Consider the following 20,933-nt stretch of genomic DNA (forward strand, 5'->3'; position numbering starts at 1 on the left):
CTTTTAATTTTCCTGTGTCTGTTGAAGAGCGTCGCCGGCGACGGACGCCGGATTTCGCGTGTTCGGTGTCGCATCAAGCTGCTCCAGGTCCGAGCGGCGCACCATCTCGCCCATGGCGACGACGATCTTGCGCGGCCCCTCGAACGGATCGCGTGCATGCGCGGCCAGCATGTTATCGAGCATGACCACATCGCCCTGGCGCCAATCGAAGCGCACAGCGCACTCCTCGTAGGTGCGGCCGATCAGCTCCATGGTGGCGTCGGGGATCGGTGAACCATCGCCGAAGCACACCTGGCGCGGCAGGCGCCGCGGCCCGACCATCGTCAGCAGGTCGGCCCGCAATTCCGGCTCCAGGCAGCTGACGTGGTGCAGCTGCACCTGGTTGAAAAAGGCCCGCTCGCCGGTCACCGGATGGGCGATCACCGCCGGGCAGCGGGTGCGCGTCTGCAGTTCGTCGTTATCGAGCCATTCGAAGTCGATACCCGCCAGGCGCAGGCGCGTCTCGACCTCCGCGCGCTGGGTGGTCTTGAAGAAGTCCTGCCAGCTGACGTCGAGCCGGTGGTTGAAGGTGCGGATGTACAGCAGTTGCTTGCGCTCGAACTCCTCCACCAGCGCGGCGGGCAGCCGGCGCAGCATCTCGCGGCAATCGACGATCGGCGTGGCGCCGCCGACGGGCGAAGGCAGCTCGCAGAAGAACCACTGCTTGCGTGGCCACTGGTCCAGGTGCGCGCTCTCGTTATGGAACAGGATCATTTGCCGTTCCGGGTATGGCGTCGATCGATAGATGTTGCGGCCGCCCTCTTTCTTCGGCAGGTCGCCGTAGTCTCCATGCAGTTGCGGTTCGATCGACTCGGCGAAGCTCTCGAATTCCTGCGCGGTGCGCAGGCCGAAATTGCGGAACAGGATGCCGCCATGGCGCAGCAACATGCTTTCGACCAGGTCGCGCTGTTCCAGCGCCCACGACGCGGCGTCCAGATCCGGGTCCCTGGCCTCGATCACGGCCGGGAATTCCTGACCCGGGCGCAGAAACGACATGGACACCGCCGGCTTGGCGGCGCCGCGCGGCGCCGAGAGTTTTTTCAGCCGGTCAAGTTTTCCGGCCGAGGGAGCGGGTTTTGTCATGATGATATTTTCCTTTGTGTCGATGTCGGTCAGTTGGGCCAGTGCCTCTCGCCAGGCCAGCGCGGCGCGCATGACCGTGGCCTCGTCGTGGCGGCCGGCGTGGTAAATCCATTCGGCGCGCAAACCGCCGCTGGCTTGTCCGCTTTCCTGTCCCTGCTCTTGTGAGACGAATATGGCCAGGTCAAATTTAGACGGCGCGCCCTCCTCCGGCAAAACTTCGATCTCCAGACCATCGATGCCGGCGCGCGCGGATGGCGTGTTTTGCAGCACGAACAGCGTTTGCAGCAGCGGATGGCGCCCTCGTTCCCTGGCAGCGCCGGCGCCGCAGGCATCGACGATCTGGTCGAACGGCAGGTCGCCGTGCTCGAAGGCTTGCAGAACGCTGTCGCGCACCGCCTCCAGCCATCCGCCGAAGTCCGATTCCGGCGCCGCCATGCGCGAGCGCAGCGGCACCACGTTGACGAAGAAGCCGATCAGGCCTTCCAGCTCGATCCGGTCGCGGCCCGCAGCGTCGGTGCCGACCACCAGATCGTCCTGCCCGGACTCACGGTGCAGCACCCGCAGGAAAGCCGCCAACAGCACCATGAACAGCGTGGCGCCATGGCGTTGCGCCAGTTCCTGCAAGCGCCGCGTGACGTCCGCCGGTATGACGAACGGCGCCAGCGCGCTGCGGGCGGTCGTCAGCGGCGCCGGGCCGGACCTGCCGGGCAGCACCGACAAGGCGGGAGCGCCGGCCAGATAGCCGCGCCAGAACGACGTGGCGGCAATGCCGGCCGCGCCGGCGAATTTGGCGGCGTGCCAGGCCGCGTAGTCGGCGTATTGCACCGGCAAGGCCGGCAAACCGGCTTCGGCCCCGCGATAGCAGGCCGCCAGCTCACGCAGGAACACCGATTCGGACCAGCCGTCGAACACCATGTGGTGCACGCACAGGAGCAGCACATGCTCGTCGCGGCCCAGCCGCAGCAATGTCATACGCAGCAGCGGACCGCTGGCCAGGTCGAACGGCCGGCCGCGTTGTTCGGCCAACAGCCCGGTCACGCGCGCCTGCGGTTGCGGGTCGTCCGTCAGATCGATCAACGGCAATGCCAGCTCCAGGGAGCCGGCGATGGCGGCATACGGGTCGCCGTCGTCGCTTTGCGGATAAACAGTGCGCAGCACTTCATGGCGGCGCACCACGGCGTTGACGGCATCGCGCAACCGCGTCGCGTCGAGCGCGCCGCCAAGCCGCAGCGCGGCGGCGATGTTATAGCCGCTGCGCTGGTCGGGCGCGGCCAGCCGGTCGACCAGCCACAGACGATGCTGCACCGGCGACAGCGGCATGGCCGCCTGGCGCGGCACCGGCGACAGCGGCTCGTCGCCGGCGGCCGCGCCGGAAATGCAGGCCGCCATCTCGGCCAGGCGCGGATGGGCGAACACCGCGCGCAGCGGCAGTTCGGCGCCCATCGACGCACGCACCCGCGAACACAGTTGTATCGCCAGCAGCGAGTGGCCGCCGGCCTCGAAGAAGTGGCCGTCGCGGCCCACGCGATCGAGCCCCAGCAGCGCGCACCACAGCGCGGCCAGGACTTGTTCGGTTTCGCCCTGCGGCGGCTGATCGGCAACCGTGCCGAAATCGGGAGCCGGCAGCGCCTTGCGGTCGATCTTGCCGCCCGGCGTCATCGGCAGCGCCGCCAGCACCACCACCGCCGCCGGCACCATGTACTCCGGCAGCACGGCGGCCAGCGCCGCGCGCAGATCGGCGCCGTCCAGCCTTTCGCCGGTCACATAGGCCGCCAGGCGGCCGCCAGGCAGAGCCAGCGCCACGGCCTCGCGCACGCCGGGACCGGCCATCAACTGCGCTTCGACCTCGCCAAGCTCGATGCGGAAGCCGCGTATCTTGACTTGATGGTCGAAGCGTCCCAGGTATTCCAGTTGACCGTCCGCGCGCCAGCGCACCAGGTCACCGGTGCGGTACAGGCGCGCGCCGCCGGCACCGTACGGATCGGCGACGAAGCGCTCTGCCGACAGGCCGGCGCGACCGGCATAGGCGCGCGCCAGCAAATCGCCGCCCAGGCACAACTCGCCGGCCACGCCGGGCGGCACCAGCCGCAATTCCGCGTCCAGCACGTAGGCCCGGCGCGCGGCCAGCGGCCGGCCGATCGGCATCTGCGCGGGCAATGGCTCGCGCCCGGACACGTAAGGCGCGCAGTCGAAGGCGGTGGCGGTGACCGTGGCCTCGGTCGGGCCATAGGTGTTAAGCAGCTTGACGTGCCCCAGGCCGGCCGCGCGCCACGCCTGCAGCGCCTCCGGCGGCATCGCCTCGCCGGTGGCCTGGACCTGGCGCAGCGCGCCGTAATCCCGTACGCCATGGCTGGCGAAATCCTGCACCAGCATGTTCCAGTAGGCGGTGCTCAGATCGGCGATGGTGATGCCCTGTTCCAGCGTCGCGCGGTAGAAGGTGTCGCTGTCCCACAGCGCCGGGCCGCGCAGCACCACGGCCGCGCCGGCGGCCAGCGGCGGGAACAGCTGCTCGACGAAACCGTCGAAATTCATGGTCGAGAACAGCAGCATGCGGTCGGCCGCCGTCAGGCCGAAGTAGCCGACGGCGACCTGGGTATGTTCGGCCAGCGCGTGGTGCGCGACGGCGATACCCTTGGGTTTTCCGGTCGAGCCGGAGGTATAGATCAGGTAAGCCAGGGATGCAGGATGCACCGGCAAATCGAGGTTCGATTCCAGCTCGGGCGCCGGTTGCGCCGCGTCGGCGCCGATTTCCAGCACCGGCAGGCCCGGTTGGGGCGGCAGCGATGCGGCGATCGCGCTTTGTGTCAGCAACAGCATGATGCCGCTGTCCGCCATCATCGACGACAGCCGCTCGGCCGGATAGGCGGGATCGAGCGGCACGTAGGCACCGCCGGCTTTCAGCACGGCCAGCACCGCCACCACCATGTCGATCGAGCGCTCCAGCGCCAGACCGACCCGCTGTTCCGGCCCCACGCCGAGGGCGCGCAACTGCCGCGCCAGACGGTTGGCGCGCCGGTTCAACGCGTCGTGACTGAGCGTGACGTCGTTATACACCAGCGCCGGGGCCTGCGGACGCAGGCGCGCCTGCCGTTCGATCAAGCGGTGCACCGGTTCCTCCGACGGATAGCGCCGGGCGTTCTCGCCTGCCGTCAGCAATGACGCTTGCGCATCGTCCGCCAACAGCGGCAGCGCGCCGCACGCCAGGCCGGGATTGTCCGCGAGAGCGTTCAGCAGATGGGCGGTGTGCGCCGCGAACGCCGCGACCTGGTTCGCGGAGAAGCGCGTGGCGTCGTAGCTGTAATGCAGGCGCAGCGCCGGCGACGCGCCGCCGGTGACGACGGCGGTGATGGTCAGCGGATAATGCGTGTCGTCCTGGCCGCCGATGGCGCCGAAGCGAAGACCGCCCGGCGCGGCGGCCAGCAGCGCCTCGTCCATCGGGAAATTCTCGAAGACGATCAGCGTGTCGAACAACGCCTGCCCGCCATGGCCGGCCCAGCGCTGCAATTCCACCAGCGGGGTATGCTCGTACTCGCGCATGGCCAGATTGTCGGCCTGCAGCGCGCGCAGCCACTCGCCGGCCGGGCCGTTGGCGGGTGGCGCCGCCGTCAACGGCAGCGTGTTGATGAACAGGCCGAGTATCCGTTCGGCGTCCGCCAGTTCAGCCGGGCGGCCGGCCGTCGTCACCCCGACCGTCACGGCGGCTTGACCGGTGTAGCGTTGCAGCAGCAATATCCACGCCGCCTGCACCAGGGTGTTCAGCGTGACGTGCTCGCGGCGCGCCGCCGCCAGCAGCGCGGCGGTGTCGCTGGCGTCCAGCAGATGCACGTGATGACCGAAGGCCGCGCCCTCAGCGGCCAGGGGCGCCGGCATGGCATCCGCCAGGCGTGTCGGCTGGTCGACGCGGGCCAGCTGGCCGCGCCACCAGGTTTCGGCGGCCTTGGCGTCCTGCGCGCGCAGCCACGCGATATGGTCGCGATAACGGCCGGTTGGCGCGGCGACCGGCTCGCCGGCGTACTCTCGCAGCACCTCGGCCAGCAGGCTGCTGCTGCTCCAGCCATCGAGCAACAGGTGATGGCAGGTCCAAATGAACTGGTGGGTCTCCTCGCCCGTGCGCACCAGCAGTAGGCGCATCAGCGGTGCGGCCGCCAGATCGAAGCCCAGGCTCATTTCGTGTTTCGACAGCCGTTCGATTTCGGCCGCGATATCGGCATGGGCGCGCAAATCGACTTCGCGCAACGGCAGTGCGGCATCGCGCGCCACCCATTGCAACGGCGGCTCGGTGTTCGCCACGAAGGCGGTACGCAGCACGGCGTGGCGCTCCAATGCCGCGCGCCACGCGGCCGCGAACGGTGCCACCCGCAGGCCGCTGAGTTCGACGCTGAGCTGATTGACGTAGGCCGCGCCGCCAGGTTGGTACTGGCTGTGGAACAGCATACCAGCCTGCATCGGCGACAGTGGATACAAGTCTTCCACCCGGGATGCCGGCAAGGCCAGCGCGTCAAGCGCGGCCTGGTCCTGGCCCGACAGCGGCACGTCGGACGGCGTCAAACGTGCTTGCGGCGCGCCCACGCAATGGGCGACGATATTTTCCATGTGGCCGACAAAGGCGCGCGCCAGGGCGTCGGCGGTGGCCGGGGAATGCACGCTGTCGCTATAGGTCCAGTCGATCCGGAGGGCGCCGTCACGTACCATCAGCGTCAGGTCGAACCAGCAGCGGCGCGGGCTTGCGGCCGCCCTCGACGGCCCGGTCTCCTCTTCCGCCAACATCCAGCCGCCAGCGGCTTCGCGCTCGACGCGGCCCAGGTAATTGAAGGTTACTTGCGGCGCGGGCACCTGCGCCAGAAGTGCGCCGTGCGCGGTGAGATAGCGCAGCAAGCCGTATGCGATGCCCTTCTGTGGAATCCGCCGCAGTTGTTCCTTGATGCCGCCCACGCTGGCGGCCATGTCGCCGTCCGGCGTCAAACGGACCGGATAAAGGCTGGTGAACCAGCCGGCGGTGCGGCTGACGTCCGGCGCGCCGGCGAAGTCCTCGCGGCCATGTCCCTCCAGTTCGACCAGCACGCTGCTGTTGCCGGACCAGGCGCACAAGGTTCGCGCCAACGCCGCCAGCATCAATTCGTCCGGCCTGTTGCGGTAAGTCGCGCATGCGGGGCCCAAGAGCCGCGTGGTGGTTTCGCGGTCCAGCGACAAGTGTATGGTGCGTGCCGTAGCCTCGGTGTTGACGCCATCCGCGTGGTCGACGGGCAGCGCGGGCGCGTTTTGCGCCAGCCAATAGTCAAGCTGCCCTTGCACGTCCGGGGTGGCCGCGTACCGGCGCAGCGCGCCCGACCAATCGGCAAAGGTGGTCGCTTCCAGTGCGGTGGGCGGCACGCCACCGGTCTCCAGGCTCTGGTAAATGTGCTGCAGATCTTCAAGCAGCAGGCGCCAGGACACGGCATCGACGGCCAGGTGATGGCAAACCAGCAGCAGGCGCCCCCGCCGTTGCGAGCCCGCGTCGAACCAGACGGCGCGCATCAGCGGGCCATGCTCCAGGTTCAGCGACGCCTGCACCGTCGCCGACTCGCGCGCGATGGCGGCTGCCATGTCGGCCTCGCCGGTCAGATCGATGCGCGCGTAATTGGCCGGCTGCTGCCCGCCGTCGTAGCGCTGCCGCCAGCCGTCGGCATGCGGCGCGAAGCGCAGCCGCAGCGACGCATGGCGCTCGGCCAGCCGCCACAGGGCCTGTTGCATATGCGCGTCGTGCGGCGGCATGTCCAGCTCCAGCAGCACGGATTGATTCCAGTGATGGCGCTCTGGCATTGGCTGGTCGAAGAACCAGCGCTGCACCGGCGTCGGCTCGAACGCGGCCGGCGCCGGTGGCGCGGCGGCGGCGACCGGAGCGGCAGCCTGCGCGACCGCCGCCAGTGCGGCGATGGTCTGCTTTTCCATCAGGTGGCGCGGCGAGAAGCGGATGCCGGCCTTGCGCGCACGCGCGACGATCTGCAACGTCAGGATCGAATCGCCGCCCAGCGTGAAGAAGTTATCGTCGCGGCCGACCTGTTCCAGCTTCAGCACCTCGGCCCAGATGGAGGCCAGCTTCTGTTCCAGCTCACCTTGCGGCGCGGCGCCGCCGGTGGCCTTGGGCGCCGCCGGAGTGGGCAGGCCTTTGCGGTCCACCTTGCCGTTGGCGGTCAGCGGCAGCCGCTCCAGCACCGTGACGATCGCCGGCACCATGTAGTCGGGCAGCGTCTCGCCCAGTTGGCGCGCGAGCTCGGCGCCTTCGATACCTTTGGCAGCGGCCACATAGGCCAGCAACCGCAGGCGGCCTTCATCGTCCGGCGCGGCCAGCACCTCGGCGGCAGTCACGCCTTCGAGCGCCAACAAGGCCGCCGCGATCTCGCGCGGTTCGACGCGGTAGCCGCGAATCTTGACCTGGTCGTCGAGGCGCCCGAGGAATTCAATCTCTCCAGATGCCAGCAGGCGCGCGCGGTCGCCGCTGCGGTATACGCGCAATCCCGGTTGCAGCGGATGCGGAATGAAGCGCTCGGCCGTCATGCCGGCGCGGCCCTGATAGCCGCGCGCCACGCCGGCGCCGCCCAGATACAAGTCGCCGGCCACGCCGACCGCCACCGGATTCAGATCGGCGTCAAGGACGCACGCGCCGCCGTTGGCCAGCGGACGGCCGACCGGCAGCGGCGCCGCCTCGGTATCGCCGGCAGCATGGGTCAGCAGGCCGACCGTGGTTTCGGTCGGGCCGTAGTGGTTGACCACCCGGCAAGCAGGCCGCAGAACGCGGATGCGGTCGAGCAGCGCCTGGCCGGCACTCTCGCCGCCGATCACCAGCGTGTGGCGCGGCAGCGCGTCGCCGGCTTGCGCGGCCTGCAACAGCGCCTGCATGTGGCCGGGCACGATCTTGAGCACATCGACCGCGTGCTCGCGCATATAGGCGGCGAAGCTATCCGGGTCGAACGCGCGCTCGGCGGAAATCAGGTGCAGCAATCGGCCGGAGCACAGCGCGCCGAACAGCGTGGTGTGTCCCAGGTCGGCCGCCACGGTGGAGACCATCGCCATGCTGCGCGCCTCCGGCGGCAGCCGCAGGCGCGCCAGCACCGCCTGCACATAATTGGCCAGCGCGCCGTGCGTGACGACCACGCCTTTCGGCTGGCCGGTCGAGCCGGACGTGTAGATCAGGTATGCGGCTTGTTGCGGATGCGGCGCGCGTTTCGGCGCCGGCGTAGCGGCCCGCTCGCCGCCGAAAGCCAACGGCACGCACGGCACAGCGCCGGACCATGCCGGCGCCGATGTGGTCAGCAGCAGGCTGGCGCCGCTGTCGCCCAGTTGATAGGCCAGCCTGTCGGCCGGCAGTTGCGGGTCCAGCGGCACGTACGCGGCGCCGCTTTTGAGTACCGCCAGCAGGCCAAGCACGAATTCGCAGCCGCGCGGCGCGTGCAGCGCCACCCGGCTTTCCGGACCGGTGCCGGCATCCGCCAGCAGGCCGGCCAGGCGATCGGCCTCCGCGTCAAGTTTGGCGTAGCTGTACTGCGTGTCCTCGAAACGCACCGCGCCCGCCTGCGGCGCGGCTTGCACTTGTTGCGCCCATAAGGCCAGGACGTCGGCGTGAGGCAGGCGCATCGCCTCGCCGTCCAGCACCGCCCAAGGCGCCGGCGTGGCCAGTTCGCGCATGGCACGCCCCGGCTGTTCGACGATTTGTGCCGCATAGGCCTGCAGTTGTTCTGCCCAACGCGCGATGGTCGGCAGGCCGAAACGGGCGTCGGGATAGGACAGCACCGCGTCGATGGCGTCGCCGTCGTCGAGAAAATCGAAGCCGAGGTCGAAATGGGCGCCGCCACCAGACAGTTCTTCCAGTTCCAGCGTCAGGCCGGCAACATCGGCCGCCAGCGGCAACGCGCTTTGCTCGGTGCATTTGACCTGTACCAGCGGATGCACGCCGGGCTGGCGTTGCGGCGCCAACGCCTCGACCAGCATGTCGAACGGCAGGTCCTGGTGGGCCTGGCCGCCCAGCACCGCCTCGCGCACGCCGGCCAGCAAGGTCTGGAAGCTGTCGGCGCCATCGACGCGGGTGCGCAGCACCTGGAGATTGGTCAGGTAGCCGACCAGGCCATGGGTCTCGGCGCGCTGGCGATTGGCCACCGGGGCGGCCACCCGCAGATCGTCTTGCGCGGTCAAACGGTGGAGCGTCAGCTTGAACAGCGCCAGCATGACCATGTACAGCGTGGCGCCCTCCGAGCGCGCCAGCGCGCGCAGGCCGGCGGCCGTCGCCGGCGCGAAGGCGAAGCGGTAACGCCCTTCCCCGCCGGCCACGGCGCCGCGCGGCCGGTCGGACGGCAGTTCCAGCGCCGCGTGCCCGTCGCCGAGCTGCGCGCGCCAATATTCAAGCTGGCGCTCACGTTCGCCCGCCTCCAGCCAATTGTGCTGCCAGCGCGCGTAGTCGGCGAACTGGATCGGCAGCGGCGCCAGCGCCGGCGCGTGGCCGGCCGCGTGGCTTTCGTACAAGGCCAGCAACTCGCCGATCAGGATTTGCAGCGACCAGCCGTCGGCGGCGATGTGATGCACCGCCAGCGCCAGGGCGTGTTCGTCGTCAGCGGTTTGTATCAGCGCGGCGCGGAACGGCGCCTCGCGGTCGAGCCGGAACGGCATGGCGGCGAACGCCGTCGCCAGCCGGCGGGCCTCGGCCTGCGCGTCGGCCGCCGCCAAGACGCGCAGATCGTGGAACGCCAACGCCAGCGGCGCCGCCTCCATCACCACCTGCCGCGGCGCTTGGCCGGGGACGGCGTCGAACCGCGTGCGCAGCGCCTCGTGGCGCAGCACCAGATGGTCCAGGCTCGCTTGCAGCGCCGCGCGGTCAAGTCGGCCACGGAGGCGCAGCAGGCCGGGCATGCTGTAAGCGGCGCTGTCCGGGTCCAGTTGCCACGTCAGCCACATGCTGTGCTGGGCCGGCGACAACGGCGCCTCGCCACGCTGCGCCGGATCGGCGGCGACGATGGACAGCTCGGCGAAATTGAGCCCCATCTCGGCCAGCCGGGCCAGGAAGGCGCGGCGCGCCTCCGGCGCCAGCGCGGCGAAGCGTTTGGCTATCTGTTGACTTTGTTGATCGTCCCGTTTCATGCTTAACCCTCGAATTCACTCAAAAGACTGTCCATATCGTTCAGTCGCTGCGCCCTGGCGTCGCCGCCGGCCGCGTTGAAACCCACCTCGGACAGCGCCCGGGCCATCGCCTCCAGCGTCGGCGCGTCGAAGAAGCGCCGCACCGGCAGCTCGCAGGCGTGACGCTGCACCAGCAAGGCGGTGACTCGGATCGCCGCCAGCGAATGGCCGCCCAGCTCAAAGAAATTGTCGTGCCGGCCGACGCGCTCAAGCCCCAGGACTTCCTGCCACAGCAGCGCCAAGGCCTGCTCGGCGTCGCCCTGCGGCGCGGCGTACTCGCTGGCACCCGACGGCGTGGCCGCCGGCAGCGCGTGGCGATCGACCTTGCCGTTCGGGTTCAGCGGCAGGGCCGGCAGCACCATGACGGCCGCCGGCACCATGTAGTCGGGCAGCTGCGCCGCCAACGCCGTGCGCAAAGCGGTGCCCTGGAGGGCGACGCCGGGATCGGCGGCGACGTGGGCCACCAGCAGCATGCCGGAGGCGCCTTGCTGCGTGGTGGCCACCGCCGCGCGCACGCCGGCCAGCGACAGCAGGCAAGCCTCGATCTCGCCCAGCTCCACGCGCAGGCCGCGCAGCTTGACCTGATGGTCGACCCGGCCCAGATACTCCAGTTGGCCGTCGGCCAGCCAGCGCACCAGGTCTCCGGTGCGGTACAGCCGCGCGCCGTCGGCGCCGAATGGATCGGCGACGAAGCGCTCGGCGCTGAGGCCGGGGCGATTCAGGTAGCCGCGCGCCAGCAGCGCGCCGCCGATGTACAACTCGCCGGCCACGCCGGGCGGCGCCAGCCCAAGCTCGGAATCGAGCACGTACAGGCGGCGTCCGGCCAGCGGCGCGCCGATCGGCATCTGCGCCGGCAGTTGCGCGTGCGCCGTCAGGAACGGCGCGCAATCGAGCGCGCTGGCGGTCACCGTGGCCTCGGTCGGCCCGTAGGTGTTGAGCAGCTTGATGTCGGCCAGTCCGGCCTGGCGCCAGGCCGACAGCGCCGCCGGCGGCAGCGCCTCGCCGCCGGCGTGCACCTGGCGCAGCGCGCCGTAAGAGCGCGGGCCATGCGCGGCGAAATCCTGCGCCAGCACCGACCAATAGGCCGTGGTCAAATCTGCCACGCTGATGCGCCGCGCGATCAACTGCTCGTGGAAGGCCGCGCTGTCCCACAGGTCGGCGCCGCGCAGCACCACGGCGGCGCCCACCGCCAGGGGCGGGAACAGCTGCTCGATGAAGCCGTCGAAATTGAGCGTGGCGAATTGCAGCATGCGGTCGTCGGCGCGCAGGCCGAAGAAGCCGATCGAGACGTCGATATGCCGCGCCAGCGCCGCATGGCCGATGCCGACGCCCTTCGGCGTGCCGGTGGAGCCGGAGGTGTAGATCACGTAGGCGAGGCTGTCGCCGTGAACCGCGACGCCGGGATTGGACGCCGGCTGCCCTTCCAGGTCCAGCGTATCGACCGCCAGCCGTGCCACGCCGTCCACGCGCGGCAGGCGCGCTTCCAGCCAGCTGTGCGTCAACAGCAGCGACAGGCCGCTGTCGCGCACCATGTGGGCCAGCCTTTCCGCCGGATAGTCCGGGTCCAGCGGCACATAGGCGGCGCCGGTCTTGAGGATCGCCAGCAGGCCGGCCACCATGTCGAGCGATCGTTCCAATGCCACCCCGACCACCGCGCCCGGCGCCACGCCGGCGGCCATCAGCCGGTGCGCAAGCTGGTTCGCGCGGTGGTTCAAGGCGCCGTAGGTGAGGGTTTCGTCACCGCAGGACAGGGCCTCGGCCTGCGGCTGCGCGGCGGCCTGGCGTTCGAACCGGACATGCGCGGGGAGCGTGTCCAGTGCCGCGTCGTCGTTGCGGCCCCACGCCAGCAATTGGGTGCGACCGGCCGCGCCGGCCAGGTCGACATCGGCCACCACCGTGTCGGGCGCGGCGGCGATGTGCTCGAGCAGCGCCAGATATTGGCGGCCATAGGCTTCGATGGTGGCGGCGTCGAACAATTCGGCCGCGTAGCTGAAATCGGCCCGCACCTGGCCGTCCGGCGTTTCCACGGTGTCCAACGAAAGGTCGAACTGCGCCTTGGGCTGCACCAGCGGTCGCACTTCGATCTCCAGGCCGGCCACGCCGTCCAGCGCGCGGTAGTCTTCGACCAGGTGGTTGTACAGCACCTGGAACAGCGGGTTGTGACTGAGGCTGCGCTGCGGCTGCAAGGCCTCGACCAGTTCATCGAACGGCAATTCCTGGTGCGCCTGAGCGCCCAGCGCCGCCGCGCGAGCCTGCGCCAGCACCGTGGCCAGCGTCATGCGCGGCCCGATCTGGTTGCGCAGCACCTGGGTGTTGACGAAGAAGCCGACCACCCCCTCGGTTTCCGGGCGGTTGCGGTTGGCCACCGGCACGCCGACGCGCACGTCCTGTTGGCCGGTCTGGCGGAACAACAGCGTCTGGAACGCCGCCAGCAGAACGGTGAACAAGGTGCCGCCCGATTGCAGGGCGCGGGCTCGCAGTCCGGCCAGCAGTTCGGCCGGCAGCGCAAAGCCGAATTGCGCCGCCGTGTAGACGCGCGCCGCGCCGCGCGGACGGTCGGTGCGCAAATCCAGCACCGGATGGTGCGTCCCCAGCGCGCCACGCCAATAGGCCAGCTGGCGCGCCCGTTCGCCGCCCTCGAGCCAGCCGCGCTGCCACTGCGCGTAGTCGGCATACTGTATCGGCAGCGCCGGCAGGTTGGCCGCCGCGCCGGCGCGCAGCGCCTGATAACAGGCCGCCAGTTCCTCGATCAGGCGCTGCATCGACCAGGCGTCGGCGATGATATGGTGCAGCACCAAGACCAGCGTGTGGCGCTGCTCGCCGTCGCGGCGCAGGCTGGCGCGCAGCAGCGGGCCCCGTTCCAGGTCGAACGGTTGCGACAGCAGCGCGTCGCCGTCGTCGCGCGTCGTCAGGCGGATCAAATCAGCGTGGGCCGGTGCGGCGGCGATCACCTGCTCGGGCGCGCCGTCGGCGCCGGCGCGGAAGTGCGTGCGCAGCGATTCATGGCGCCGCACCAGTTGCAACATGGCCCCGTTCAGGCTCGCGGCATCGAGCAAGCCGTCCAGCGACAGCGTGCCGCCGATATGGTAAGCGGTGCTGGCGGGATCGAGGCGCCACAGGAACCAAAGCCTTTGCTGCGCGGGCGACAGCGGCAGGCCGGCGCCACGCGCGGCCGCCGGCAACGCCGCGATCGCGCCCGCGCGCGGCGCGCCGGCCGCGCGCAGCGCCTCGATCCGCGATGCGCAAGCCGACAGCAGCGGATGCTCGAACAACAGTTGTGGGGCGACGTCGATGTTCCACAGTTCGCCGGCGCGCGCCGCCACCTGCACGGCGGCCAGCGAGTTGCCGCCCTTGCTGAAGAAGTGCGCATCGCGCGCCAACGGCGCCGACGCGTCCAGCTTCAGTGCCGCGCGCCACAGCGCCGCCAGTTCGGTTTCAATCGGGGACAATGGCGCGGCGGCGGTGCTGTCGGCGACGGCCGCCGAACCTTGCAGCAGGCGGCCTTCCCGCCAGATCGCATAGGCGTCCAGCGTGCCGTCGAGCCAACCCTGGCGGCAGGCGCCGCGCCGCAGTTTGCCGCTGGAGGTTTTCGGCAGCGCGCCCGGTTGCAGCAGCACCACCAAGGTGAGCGCGTTGCGGCACGCCACGCTGGCGGCCGCGCTCAGCGCCTCGGCCAGCGCTTCCGGCGGCACCAGTTTCTGCAGGCCGCGCGAGACCTCGGCGCACACGCCCACGCCTTCGCTGCCGTCGGATGCGCGCACGGCGAAGGCGGCCACCCTGCCCTTGCGCACCGCCTCGACTTCCATCTCGATGACGCGCTCGATATCTTGCGGATAAATATTTTGGCCGCGCAGGATGATCAGGTCCTTGAGGCGGCCGGTGATGTACAACTGGCCGTCGTGCAGGAATCCGAGGTCGCCCGTGCGCAGCCAGCGCCGGCCGGCGTGTTCGATGAAGGTCTCGGCGCTGGCGTCGTCGCGGCGCCAGTAGCCGGCCGCGATGCTGGGACCGGCCGCCAGGATCTCGCCGACCTGCCCGGCCGGCAGCGTGGACAAGGTCTCCGGCGCCACGATCTCGACGCTGTGGCCGGCGACGATGGCGCCGCAGCCGACCAGCGCCAGGCCCGCGCCGCCATCGACAGCCAACGGCATTCCGGCCGCCACGCTGGCGTCGGAGAAGCGCCGCGCCGTCATGCCGGCGCCGGGCGTGCCGCCGCTTAGCAGCAAGGTCGCCTCGGCCAGGCCGTAGCACGGATACACGGCCCCGGGCCGCAGGCCGGCCGGCGCGAAGGTGGCGATGAAGTCGCGCAGCGTGTCGTGGCGCACCGGTTCGGCGCCGGAAAAGGCCACCCGCCAGCTGGACAGGTCCAGCCCCGCCACCTGCGCCGGCTTGACGCGCTCCAGGCACAAACGGAAGGCGAAATCGGGGCCGCCGCTGATGGTGCCCCGGTGGCGCGACACCGCCTCCAGCCAGCGCAATGGCCGCTGCAGGAAATACGAAGGGCTCATCAACACCACCGGTATGCCGCGGTGCAGCGGCTGCAGCGCGCCGCCGATCAGGCCCATGTCGTGGTACAGCGGCAGCCAGCTGACGAAGACGTCGTCGGCCGTCACCGCCATGCTGGCCTCGATGGCGCGCTCGTTGGCCATCAGGTTGCCGTGGCTGACCATGACGCCCTTGGGCACGGCCGTCGAGCCGGAGGTGTACTGCAGGAAGGCGATGTCGGCGTCCTGTGGCGCGTGCGCGCGCCAGGCATTGGCCAGCGCATGGTCGGCCGCATCGGCCGGGTCGAGCGCGTCGACCGCCAGCGCGGCGGCGGCGCCGAAGCGCGCCGCGCCGCCATCGTCGCCGAGCAGCGCCAGGATGGCGGCGCTGCCGAGGATGCAGGCGGCGCCGGCGTCGTCGGCGATCGCCAGCAGGCGTTCCAGATGCTGTTCGCGCGTCGATTCGGGCGGGAACACCGGCACGGCGATCAGGCCGGCGTACAGGCAGCCGAAGAAGGCGACCAGGTAGTGCTCGTCGTTGTCGAGCAGCAGCAAGGCGCGCTCGCCCGGCGCGAAGCGCGCCTGCAGCCGCGCCGCCATCGCCCGCGCCAGCAGGTCCAGCGTGGCGTAGTCGTAGCGACGCTCGCCGTCGGCGCCGAGCGCGATCAGCGCCGTGTCGCGCGGCCGCCGGGCCGCCAGTTCTTGCAGGTGCTCGACCATGTTGCGCGGATGGTGGCGGGCTGCGGTTGCGTTGATCATCTTTTGCGTCCTCTGTTGTTGCCGATGCGGGCGCGCAGGCGCCACGCACCATGTATGGGTTGGTCTGCTTTGAATGACGAGCGCGCGGGCGGGAAATTTAGCGCGCGGCGCAAAAAATGAAGCGCCGGATCAACCCTGCGGCAGGTTGCCGTGCGGTTGCGCCATCGCCACCACCACCTTGCGCGGGCCGGAGAACGGCGTGCGCGCGTGCGCCACCAGCATGTTGTCGAGCATGAGGATGTCGCCGGACTGCCACGGGAAGATCACGGTGTTCGCCGCCAGCACCGCGCGCACCTCGTCGAGCATGCCGTCCGGGATCGGCGAGCCGTCGGCGAAGCACACGTTGCGCGGCAGGTTGTCGGCGCCCAGCATGTCTTCCAGCGACTCGCGCACCTCGGCCTGCAGGTTCGACGCGTGGAACAGGTGCGCCTGGTTGAACCACACCATCTCGCCGGTGACCGGATGGCGTTCGACGCCCTGGCAGCGCTGCAGGGTGCGCAGCTCGCCGTCGTCCTTCCACTCGCACGCGATGGCGGAGCGGCGGCAGTAGGCCTCGACCTCGGCCCGGCTCTCGGTCTGGAACACCTGCTGCCAGGTCAGGTCGAAATCGGCGCTGTAATTGCGCACGTAGCACAAGCCGTCGGCGAAGCGCTGGCGCAGCGCCGGCGGCATGCCGCGGTAGATGGCGCGGCTGTCGGCGATCGGCGTCTCGCCGCCGCTGGCCGGCGCCGTCACGCAATGGAACCAGATCTTCATCGGCCATTCGCGCGTGTAGGCCTGCTCGTTGTGCAGCGGGATGTGCTGGTGCGCCGGATACTCGGTCGACGTGTACACGCCCGACGAGACGGCGCTGCGCGGCGTCGACGCGAATTCGTAATTGAGCAGCGGATGGCCGTACTCCTTTGCGAAGGCCTGGAAGTCGGCCACCGACGGCACGTCGAAACCGCGCAGCAGCACGCCGCCCGTTTGCAGCAGCAGTTGGTCGATGTGCTCGCGCCGCTGGCGCCACACATCGTGCAGATCGCATTGGGCGGACGCGGGGTCCAGCAGCACCGGCAAGGCGCCGGCGGACAGGTGTTCTACAGACAGGTCAGACATGGTCGCTCCTCGTTCGTCATTACCTTCAATGACGAGCGGGGCGCGGTGAAATTTAGGTCGACGGGGGAATCAGGCCGGTGATCAGCCACACGCGGTTGGCTTCGTCGTAGGCTTGCCGGTGGGCGGGATCGGCGCGCAGCCACGCCGCCAGTTGCGCCTGGCGCTCGGATGTGAGTTCGCCCTGCTGCTGGAGCATTATCCAGTCCAGGGCGGTTTGCCAGTGCGCGTCGGCTGCGGTCATGACCTGTTCGATTCAAGTAGAGGGCGTGCCGCATTATAGCAACACGCTTTACCGAACGACAGTCCCGGCGCGGCAGGTCAGGCGCCGGCGCCGGCACGGAGGGCGTCGCGGCAGCAGGTCATGGCGTCGCTGATCATGAAGTTGACCAGGGTCGTCGAGATGCCCAGCTGGGCGGCGATCTCGCGCTGGGTCTTGCCGGCCAGCCGGTGCAGCTCGAAGGCCTTGCGGGTGCGCTCGGGCAGCGTCCCCAGCGCGCGCGCCACCATCATCAAATGCTGCGTGTGGATGGCGTGGGCTTCGGGCGAGGACGACGGCGCGCCGACGTGGATGCCGTCCTCCTCGGGGGAAAACACCTGCGACTCGAACACGCCGCGCCGGTGGCGGTCGATGGCGAGGTTGCGCACCAGCTGGTACAGGTAGGCCAGCGGATTTTTGATGTGCAGTTCCTCGATGCCGTCCGCCAGTTTCACATAGGCGTCCTGCAGCACGTCCTCCGCGCGCTGGCGGCAACCCAGAATGCGCGCCGCCGCGTCGTGCAGTTGGGACCTCGAACTAATAAATTGCTGACGAATGTCGCTGCCAGTATTCATACCAGTAATCCAGACAAAGAATGCATTTCGTGAATGAGAACGATTATCATTCCGTATGATGGATCAAACTATATTTTTATGCAATGTTTTTTTTGATGTAGGTCAGTTTTCCGGGTAGGGCGGATTAGGCGGAACGCCGTAATCGGCCATTGCGGGAGCCGTCGAAACGCAAGCACGGCGGATTACGCTGCGCTAATCCGCCCTACGTGATTCCGATGTCCGCTTGATTTAGCGGCTTTCGGCCAAAGCCCACACGCTTTGCGGGTCGCCGTGCAGTCCGCGGCGCAGCGCGGCGCACCCCAGGCGCCAGTACAGCGCGGCCGCCAGCAGCGCCACCGCGTCGACGCCGGCCACCACCCAGGCGCCCTGCCCGATCGCCGACACCGGATCGACGCCGGCGCGCCACCACTGCGCGAACGGCAGCAACAGGCAGGTGGCGGCGCACAGCATCAACAACTCGTGCGCCGCGCGCGCCGGCGGGCGGATGAAGGCCCACAGCACGCACAGGAAGAACACGCCGTAGTAGCCGCGCGTTTCCCACGCGGCCAAGTCGTCCCACGGCGCCAGCTTGTTGGCCAGGAAGGCCACGCCGATGCCGGCCACGCAACCGAGGCACACGCCCAGCGTGGCCTTGGCCATCAGGCGGGTGTCGAGGCGCTGCGGACCCTGGCGCTTGCGGCGCGCCTCGATCCACAGCAGGTTACCGCTATAAAACAGGAAGGCGCCGGCCATGCCGAGCACGAAATACATCCATTTGACGGCCGACTGGCCGAAGCTGGCGAAGTGCAGCGCGTACAGGCCGCGCAGCAAGCCGGTGCCGGGGCTGTAGCTGCCCGGCGTGACGACCCGCTCGACCGCGCCGCTGCGCGCATCCATGACCACCGCCGCCACGCCGCTGACGCTGCGCTGGTCGACCTCGCCGTAAGCGTCGACCTGGCCGTTGATGTCGCCGGCGTTGCGGTAGCGCAAGGCGCCCAGGCGGATGCCCGGCACCTCGCGCTCGACGGTCGCGTACAGCTGGGACAGCGGCGCCAGCGGCGCGGTGGCGGCCACGCCGGCCGGGGGACGCGGCGCGCCGGCGGAGACGTCGGCCTGGATCAGCGGCTGCAGCTTGCCGTCGAACACCATGTACTGGAACGGCGCCAGCAGCACCGCGCCCAGCGCCAGCACGGCGCTGCTCCAGGCGTACATGACGTGGAACGGCAGCGACAGGATGCCGATCGCGTTGTGGGCGTCCTGCCACATGCGCTTGATGTTCTTGCCGATGCGCAGCGCGAACAAATCCTTGAAGAAGGTCGGCGTATAAATCACCACGCCGCTGACCAGCGCCAGGCCGTACAGCACGCAGATCGTGCCCAGCACATAAATACCCCAGCTTTTGGGCAGGCCGGCCGTGTAATGCAGGTGGTAGACCAGGTCGGCCAGCACGGACGGCGCCCGCACGTCGACCAGCTCCCCTTGCGGCGACAGCACGAACACGTGCTCGGTCTCGGAGCCGTCGGCGTGCTGCTCGTCCCACTCGGCCGTCAGGGCCGGCTCGTGCGGGGTAGGAAAGCGCAGCGTGAAGCGCTCGGCGGCCTCGGGATGGGCGCGCATCAGCGCGTCCATCAGCGGCTGCGCCTGCGACGCCGGCGTCATCGGCGCCGCCCTCGCCTCGCGCGTGGCCCACACATGCAGCTCGTCGTTGAAGACCGACAGCGCGCCGGCGTAGAAAGCGATGAACAGCGCGAAACCGGCCGTCAGCCCCACCCATGTGTGCAGGGCGATGAACGAGCGCAGTGTCGCCGATCTCACGCCGCCAGTCCCGTCGCCTGGGCCGGGGTTTCCACCGTCAGCTGGCCGTTTTCCATGCGCACCAGGCGGTCGGCCAGGCCGAAGTAGCGGTCGTCATGGGAGATGACGAGGATGGTCTTGCCCAGCGCGCGCAGCTCGGGCAGCACCTCGCGGTAGAACACGTCCTTGAACAGCGGGTCCTGGTCGGCGGCCCACTCGTCGAACACCAGGAACGGCCGGTCCTCCAGACAGGCGACCGTCAGCGCCAGGCGCTTGCGCTGCCCCTGCGACAACGCCCGCGTGGTGAACGCGCCGTCGCGCACCTGCACCTTGTGCTGCAGATGCAGACGCTCGAGCATGCGGTTGCCGCGCTGGTCCAGATCCTCGGAGCCGACGTCGAGCAGGCTGTCGAACAGGTGGAAGTCGGAGAAGATCGCCGAGAAGCCCTGGCGGTAGCGGTCGCGGTTGGCATCCGACACCGGCTCGCCGTTACGCAGGATCACGCCCTGCTCCGGCCGATACAGCCCGACCAGCAGCTTGGCCAGCGACGTCTTGCCGCTGCCGTTGCCGCCGACCAGGAAGGTGATCTGGCCCGGCGCGAACGACAGGTCGATCGGCCCCAGGGTGAAGATATCGTCCTTGGACTCGCGATAGTAGCGGTGGCACACGCCCTGCAGCGACAGGCCGTGCAGCGGCGTGGCGACATCGGTGAGCGCCTCCGCCTCCTGGCCCGGCATCTCGCGGGTGATGTCGTCGATGCGGCTGGCCGACACGCGCGCCAGGTTCGCGCGCGGCAGATTAAGCAGCAGCGATTCAAGCGGCGTGACCATGTACAGGAACACCAGCGCGAAACCGGTCATCACGCCGGCCTGGCCGGGTCCATCGCCCACCAGCAGAAACAGCACCAGGCCGATGAAGGCGTAGATCAGGAAACTGCCCCAGCTGGCCGCCAGCGCGAACATCGACATGCCCCGGGTACGCTCGGCGCGCACCTTGTCGATGGTCTTGCCCAGCACCTCGCCGGCGAAGCGCAGCCGCTTGCGGCGATGCAGGCGCAACTCCTTGGCGCCCTCGACCAGCGAGCGGAAGTGGCCGAACAGCGCGTCCTGCTCGCGCGCGGCGACATCGAGATGGGTGACGGCGCGCCGCTGCGCCAGCTGATAGCACCAGGTGCCGAGGCCGATGACGACCACGGCGGCGCCGAAAATCTGCCACGACAGCAGCGCCAGATAGACCATGCAGCCGCCGACCACCACCGCGTTGGTCAGGATGGCGGGGAAGCAGACGAAGAACTCGGCCACCTTGGCGCTATGCTCGGACAAGGCCGACTGCACGCGCGGCGCGCCGATCTCCTCGAGCTTGCGGAAGTCGGCCGCGATCACGCGCGCCGAGATGAAATGGCGCAGCTGGGCGTGGGCGCGCTGGGTCAGGCGCTCGAACAGCACCGAGGCCACCGCGTGGCTCAGCGCCGACAGCACGGCAACGCCGGCGAAGGCCCAGGCCAGCGCGACGCGGGCGTCGTGGTCGCCGGCGGTCAGCGCGCGGTTGATCTGCACCAGCATCAGCACGCTGCAAGCGCCCGAGACGATACTGGCGAGGGTGGCGGCCGCCAGCAGGCGGCGCGATTGTTGTATCAAATAGGAAAGCACGGCACTCCCGTAGCGGTGGATCACCCTGTCAAAGACGAACCAGGCGCGCGGTTTTTTAAGGGTAGCGGCGAAA

General features: G+C 69.6%; 7 protein-coding genes. All 7 read right to left on the reverse strand.

Features of this window, described 5'->3' with window-relative positions:
- Positions 1–3: 3 nt before the first annotated feature.
- Positions 4–10,227 carry a non-ribosomal peptide synthetase gene (locus tag JOD97_RS12065; protein WP_209717641.1) on the reverse strand — a complete coding sequence of 3,408 codons (10,224 nt, stop codon included), beginning with the start codon at positions 10,225–10,227 and terminating at the stop codon, positions 4–6.
- A 2-nt stretch (positions 10,228–10,229) separates the two neighbouring features.
- Positions 10,230–15,509 (reverse strand): non-ribosomal peptide synthetase, encoded by a 5,280-nt coding sequence (locus tag JOD97_RS12070; RefSeq protein WP_209717644.1) that lies wholly within the window; start codon positions 15,507–15,509, stop codon positions 10,230–10,232.
- A 129-nt stretch (positions 15,510–15,638) separates the two neighbouring features.
- The gene (locus JOD97_RS12075) at positions 15,639–16,607 is read right to left on the reverse strand and encodes a TauD/TfdA family dioxygenase (RefSeq protein ID WP_209717647.1); all 969 of its coding nucleotides are present in this window, start codon (positions 16,605–16,607) and stop codon (positions 15,639–15,641) included.
- Positions 16,608–16,659: 52 nt separating this feature from the next.
- On the reverse strand, positions 16,660–16,848 hold the full coding sequence (locus JOD97_RS12080; protein WP_209717649.1) for a FecR/PupR family sigma factor regulator: 189 nt from the start codon (positions 16,846–16,848) through the stop codon (positions 16,660–16,662).
- 77 nt (positions 16,849–16,925) lie between these two features.
- Positions 16,926–17,438, reverse strand: coding sequence for an RNA polymerase factor sigma-70 (locus JOD97_RS12085; RefSeq protein WP_209717652.1), 513 nt, complete (start codon positions 17,436–17,438; stop codon positions 16,926–16,928).
- A 228-nt stretch (positions 17,439–17,666) separates the two neighbouring features.
- Positions 17,667–19,232 (reverse strand): PepSY-associated TM helix domain-containing protein, encoded by a 1,566-nt coding sequence (locus JOD97_RS12090; RefSeq protein ID WP_209717657.1) that lies wholly within the window; start codon positions 19,230–19,232, stop codon positions 17,667–17,669.
- The gene (locus JOD97_RS12095) at positions 19,229–20,860 is read right to left on the reverse strand and encodes a cyclic peptide export ABC transporter (protein WP_209717660.1); all 1,632 of its coding nucleotides are present in this window, start codon (positions 20,858–20,860) and stop codon (positions 19,229–19,231) included. Before JOD97_RS12095 ends, JOD97_RS12090 begins: the two co-directional genes overlap by 4 nt.
- Positions 20,861–20,933: the final 73 nt, after the last annotated feature.

This window comes from Duganella sp. 1411 (assembly GCF_017833525.1).
Taxonomy (GTDB): domain Bacteria; phylum Pseudomonadota; class Gammaproteobacteria; order Burkholderiales; family Burkholderiaceae_D; genus Rugamonas.

Bases quoted from the DNA above. Each gene is read 5' to 3' on its own strand.
- JOD97_RS12085 (WP_209717652.1), bottom strand. From the start codon at position 17,438: ATGAATACTGGCAGCGACATTCGTCAGCAATTTATTAGTTCGAGGTCC.
- JOD97_RS12065 (WP_209717641.1), bottom strand. From the start codon at position 10,227: ATGAAACGGGACGATCAACAAAGTCAACAGATAGCCAAACGCTTCGCC.
- JOD97_RS12070 (WP_209717644.1), bottom strand. From the start codon at position 15,509: ATGATCAACGCAACCGCAGCCCGCCACCATCCGCGCAACATGGTCGAG.
- JOD97_RS12080 (WP_209717649.1), bottom strand. From the start codon at position 16,848: ATGACCGCAGCCGACGCGCACTGGCAAACCGCCCTGGACTGGATAATG.
- JOD97_RS12075 (WP_209717647.1), bottom strand. From the start codon at position 16,607: ATGTCTGACCTGTCTGTAGAACACCTGTCCGCCGGCGCCTTGCCGGTG.